Source organism: Hydrogenovibrio sp. (genome assembly GCF_049975065.1).
In the GTDB taxonomy this organism is placed as follows: Bacteria; Pseudomonadota; Gammaproteobacteria; order Thiomicrospirales; family Thiomicrospiraceae; genus Hydrogenovibrio.
Window position 1 is genome coordinate 1 of sequence record NZ_JBNGDN010000113.1, and the last position, 5,227, is coordinate 5,227.

Consider the following 5,227-nt stretch of genomic DNA (forward strand, 5'->3'; position numbering starts at 1 on the left):
GCGCCAGACCTGGTGGTTTGTCACCTGTGAACCCGATTTGCAACTCGGCCCTTTTGTTGTTGGGGTCTAAATCAACCAGCCCGGCGATCCCAATGGTTTGCTGATGTCGTTGAATGAGCCATTCGATCTTACCGCTCACAAGTGGGGGGCGTTCGGAGCGTTCCAGATCCTTTATTATACGGTCTTGGTCGCTGTCTTTAAAGCGATTGTAGCGTTGTTGAAAAGCGGTGTTTTTGCGAATGCTTAGTAGGTCAGAAAAGTGTTTTTTCCCCAGTCGAATGAGAGTCAGACGCTGGCTTTGAAGTGGGGCTTGCCATTTTGGGTTGTAGGTTTTGATGGCCTCACTGAATGCCTTGAAGTTTTCAGTGTTCTGTATTGTTTTTTGGATGGCAAGCTTTGCTGTATCGTAGGCTTTATCCCATTGTTCAGCAATATGGTACGCATGTATTGTGTTTAGGTAAATCTCTGCGAGAAGGTTGTTGGTCTTAATATTACGCGCTAAGTGTGCCGCATGTTGCAGTGATTGTGTGGCCAATTCCAGCTCTTTTGGTGTTCCGTAAAGTGCGCTTAAACCCAAGGCGTAAGCTTCTTCAGCGGTTAGGCTGTTGACAGGGGTGGCGCGAAGCTGTTGGCGGATTTTAGGCCAGTTTTGTTGTGTCATGAGTTGTGTGAGTGTTTTCATGCTTTTGTCTATGATTTTTCGCTCATGGCGGCGCTGAGGCGCAGGCGCAACACCATTAAGTCGGTTGGGTCGGCAAGGCTAAGGGCTTTTTCTTGCAGATAATTCTCCACCACCGGTAGATCCATTTCAATGAATTCTTCCACGCCTTGACCAAAGTCATTTAGGTATTCGGCCACTTGGAAGAGGTCGTTTTTAACGTCTTCTCGCACCTGTTCCAGTTGTTTTTCGCTGAGTTGTTCCAGCACCGATTCTTTTTCCTGCACCTGTTCCACCGCCTTGCCCAGCAGATCCCAACTTTTCATGTCGGCTCGAATCAGGGATTCCTTGGCTTGTTCCAGTAGATGGCTGTAGGCGGCCAGTAATTTATTTTCCTTGGGGGGGTTGTTGGGGTCACTTTTATTGGCTTCACTCATGTTTTGACTCGCTTATTTGTTATAATTATGGGCTTATTCAACTTTCAATCATACCAAAAAGAACGCGTGACATGACAACAGAATCCAGGTCTGAACCGACAAACGATTACCAACCGCAAACACTTGAAACGGCCATCCAGAAGGTCTGGCAAGAGCAGGGTGTTTTCACCGCCACGGAAGACGACAGCCGTGAAAAATTCTACTGTCTTTCCATGTTCCCTTACCCGAGCGGTAAGCTGCACATGGGGCATGTCCGTAACTATACCATCGGTGATGTGGTGTCGCGCTTTCAGCGTATGCAGGGCAAAAATGTCTTGCAGCCAATGGGCTGGGATGCGTTTGGTTTGCCGGCGGAAAATGCCGCCATGGATCATCAGGTGGCACCGGCCAAATGGACGTATCAGAACATTGACTATATGCGCAATCAGTTGAAATCGCTGGGGTTGGGCTATGATTGGAGCCGTGAAATCGCCACCTGTCATCCGGAATATTACCGTTGGGAACAATGGTTGTTCACTCGCTTGATGTCGAAAGGACTGGTGTATCGCAAACTGTCGGTGGTGAACTGGGATCCGATCGATCAGACGGTGTTGGCCAACGAACAGGTTATCGACGGTAAAGGCTGGCGTTCCGGTGCGCCGGTGGAGCGCAAGGAAATTGCGCAATGGTTCCTGCGGATCACCGATTATGCCGAAGAATTGTTGCAGGATTTAGATCAGTTGGAGGGTTGGCCGGAGCAGGTCAAAACCATGCAGAAGAATTGGATCGGTAAATCCACCGGGTTGGAAATCGAATTCCCGGTGGCGTCCGGTTTGGATGCGTCCAACGGTAATCTGAAAGTCTACACCACTCGTCCGGATACCTTGATGGGCGTCACCTATGTGGCGGTCGCGGCCGACCATCCGTGGGCGCGTAAAGCCTCGTTGAACAACGAACCGCTGGAACGCTTTATTGAAGAATGCTCGCATATTTCCACCGCCGAAGCGGACATGGAAACGATGGCGAAAAAAGGCGTCGATACCGGCATCCGCGTCAAGCACCCGATGACCGGCGAAGAACTGCCGGTTTGGGCGGCCAACTTTGTGCTAATGGGCTATGGAACCGGCGCGGTGATGTCGGTGCCGGCGCATGATCAGCGTGATTATGAATTCGCTAAAGCGTACGATTTGCCGATGAAAGCCGTCATCGCACCGACAGCGGACGAAGCCCCGGATGTCTCCGAAGCGGCTTACACCGAGAAAGGTGTGTTGATCAATTCCGGGCCATTCGACGGTTTGAAATCCAAACAAGCCTTGCATGAAATGGCGAAAGCCTTGAGTGAACTGGGCTTGGGTGAAAAACAAACCAATTTCCGTTTGCGCGACTGGGGGATTTCCCGTCAGCGTTACTGGGGCTGTCCGATTCCGGTGATTTATTGCCCGGCCTGTGGCGCTTTGCCAGTGCCGGAAAAAGATTTACCGGTGCGTTTGCCGGAAGACATTGTGCCGGACGGCTCCGGTTCGCCCTTGGCGAAACTCGACAGCTTTAAACGCTGCGAGTGTCCGCAATGCGGTGGCCCGGCGAAGCGGGAAACCGATACCTTTGATACCTTCTTCGAATCGTCTTGGTATCACGCACGCTATACCTCGCGTGCCACTGGCGATGCGATGTTGGATAAACAAGCGGCCGACCATTGGTTGCCGGTGGATCAATACATCGGCGGTATCGAGCATGCGATTCTGCATCTGTTGTACGCGCGTTTTTTCCATAAGCTGATGCGTGACGAAGGATTGGTGTCGTCCGACGAACCGTTTAAAAATCTGTTGACACAAGGCATGGTGTTGGCGGAAAGCTGGTTCAGCCAAGACGAAAAAGGCAAACAAACCTGGTATTCACCGCTGGATGTCGAGCCGGTCAAGGACGATAAGGGCGCGGTGATAAAAGGGCGTTTGAAGCGCGACGGTACGGAAGTGCAGTACGGCGGTGTGATTAAGATGTCCAAGTCGAAAAACAACGGCATTGATCCGCAGGTGCTGATTGACCAATACGGAGCCGATACCTTGCGATTGTACATTATGTTCGCTTCGCCACCGGAACAGACGTTGGAATGGTCGGATTCGGCGGTGGAAGGGGCGCATCGCTTTCTGAACCGGGTGTGGCGTTTGGTGCAAGGCCATGTTGAACAAGGTGTTGTGGCCGCCAGTGCGGATAATGAGGGGCTGGATAAAGCGCAGAAGGCCTTGCGTTTGAAGTTGCATGAAACCTTGCAAAAAGTGTCCGACGACATGGGGCGGCGTATGCATTTCAATACCGCCATTGCGGCGATGATGGAGTTGGTGAACGAGTTGAGTCGTTTCAGTGACGATTCCGACGCCGGGCGTTCGGTGATGCAGGAGGCACTGCAAACGCTGGTGTTGATGTTGTCGCCGATGACGCCGCACATTTCGCAAGCCTTGTGGGAGGCCTTGACGAACGCCTCCGAGCATGACGATTTGGTGTTGACCCAGGCCTGGCCAAAAGTGGATAAAGCGGCGTTGGTGAAAGATGAAATGGAACTGATCATTCAGGTCAACGGTAAATTGCGCGGCAAAGTGGAAGTGGCGGCGGGTGCCGACAAAGACACGATTCTCGCCGCGGCCAAAGCCAACGAGCAGGTGCAAAAATTCATCGAAGGTAAAGAGATTGTGAAAGAAATCGTGGTGCCGGGTCGCTTGGTGAACCTGGTGGTGAAAGGCTGATGGCTGCGCCGAACACGGTGTTTGCGCGATTTTCCCAGGCCTGGCCGTTTTGGCACTGGCTGGCCGTCATCGGTTTGGCTTTGAGCTTGACGGCTTGCGGGTTTCATCTGAAAGGCACTGAGCCGAATGCCATAGCGGGATTTAAATCCATTCAGCTGGAGCAGACGCAAGGGGTTCAGGCGGAGATTCTGCGCGCCTTGCGTTTGCAGTTGCAGGCTTCCGATGTCAAGGTGGTGGAGGCCATTGGTCAAGCGGAAATTGTGTTGCGTTTTGCGCCGACCCAAACCCAGATATCCGATACCAGTATCAGTGGGCAAGGCGATGCGTCCTCGCAGTTGATTAAAGTGACTCAGCCCATTCGGGTGGAAAATGTGGCGACGGAAGCGTTGTTGTTGGATTCACAAGTGAGCGCCTATCGGGATCGTCGTATTGATAATGCGGCCGCCTTGGCCTCGAATCGTGAGTTACGAGCCATTCAGCAAGAAATGGCGACCGACATCGCGGCCCAGATTATCGACCGCATTAATGGTGCGCGAGCCGAACCGGCAAAATGATTAATAGAAAGGGATTCGGCCTATGATAATGGCACCGGCTTTTTTAAAGCAGCTGCAAGCCCCGAATTTTGACATCAAACCGATTACGCTGATTTACGGCGAAGAGCCGTTGTATATTCGCCGCTCACTGGATGCGCTGCGTGAGCATTTGAAAGCACAGGAATATTGGCAGCGCGACCGTTATGAGGTGGACGGCAATTTCAAATGGGCGGATTTGAAAATGGACACTCAGGCCGGCAGCCTGTTTGCCGAGCGCCGTATTATCGAACTGGATATGCCCAAAGGTGCACCGGGCAAAGACGGCGGCGCCTTTATTCAGGAATGGGCCAACGCCATGCACGACGCGCCGCCGGAGATCTGTCTGGTGGTGCTGTGCGAAAAGCTCGACGGACGCCAGCTAAAATCCAAATGGGTGCAAGCCATTGACGCCAACGGCTGGGTGGTGCAGTCCAAACCCATCGAAGGGCCAGGCCTGGTGAAATGGTGTCAAGACCGCGCACGTGCGGCGGGTTTGGACTTGGAAACGGAAGCGGCTGGATTGCTGGCGGAACGGGTGGAAGGCAATCTGTTGGCCGCGGATCAGGAAATCGAGAAGCTGGCACTGTTTTTTCCGGCCGGAACCCGGCTGACGGCGCAGTCGATTAGCGAAAATGTGGCCGATCAGGCACATTATCAGCTGTTTGCGTTGAGCAGCGCCATGTTGTTCGGGCGCACTCAGTATGCGCTGCAGATTTTGCAGCGCCTGCGTCAGGAAGGGCTGGAAGCGCCGGTGGTGCTGTGGTTGCTGGCCAAAGAACTGCGCCAGTTAATCGATTTGGCACAAAAGCAGCAAAGTATGAGTTTGTCGCAGGCGTTTAAGCA

General features: G+C 52.9%; 5 protein-coding genes. 3 read left to right on the forward strand and 2 right to left on the reverse strand.

The window, feature by feature from the left end:
- Positions 1 to 682, reverse strand: a 682-nt coding sequence (locus ACP5D0_RS09875; RefSeq protein WP_472365613.1) for a GNAT family N-acetyltransferase, incomplete at its 3' end; no start/stop codon positions are given.
- 8 nt (positions 683 to 690) lie between these two features.
- Positions 691 to 1,095 carry a zinc ribbon-containing protein gene (locus ACP5D0_RS09880; protein ID WP_472365614.1) on the reverse strand — a complete coding sequence of 135 codons (405 nt, stop codon included), beginning with the start codon at positions 1,093 to 1,095 and terminating at the stop codon, positions 691 to 693.
- Positions 1,096 to 1,166: 71 nt separating this feature from the next.
- Here ACP5D0_RS09880 and leuS point away from each other — a divergent pair, with 71 nt between their 5' ends.
- The 3 genes from leuS to holA all read left to right on the forward strand — a co-directional run.
- Entirely contained in the window at positions 1,167 to 3,812 is a 2,646-nt protein-coding gene (gene leuS, locus ACP5D0_RS09885; RefSeq protein WP_472365615.1) for a leucine--tRNA ligase, read from the forward strand.
- Positions 3,812 to 4,366 (forward strand): LPS-assembly lipoprotein LptE, encoded by a 555-nt coding sequence (locus ACP5D0_RS09890; protein WP_472365616.1) that lies wholly within the window; start codon positions 3,812 to 3,814, stop codon positions 4,364 to 4,366. The genes leuS and ACP5D0_RS09890 overlap by 1 nt, the downstream gene beginning before the upstream one ends.
- Positions 4,367 to 4,388: 22 nt before the next feature.
- A partial coding sequence (gene holA, locus ACP5D0_RS09895; protein ID WP_472365617.1) for a DNA polymerase III subunit delta occupies positions 4,389 to 5,227 on the forward strand: 839 nt, incomplete at its 3' end.

Coding starts and splice junctions, on each gene's coding strand:
- leuS (WP_472365615.1), top strand. CDS start 1,167: ATGACAACAGAATCCAGGTCTGAACCGACAAACGATTACCAACCGCAA.
- ACP5D0_RS09890 (WP_472365616.1), top strand. CDS start 3,812: ATGGCTGCGCCGAACACGGTGTTTGCGCGATTTTCCCAGGCCTGGCCG.
- ACP5D0_RS09880 (WP_472365614.1), bottom strand. CDS start 1,095: ATGAGTGAAGCCAATAAAAGTGACCCCAACAACCCCCCCAAGGAAAAT.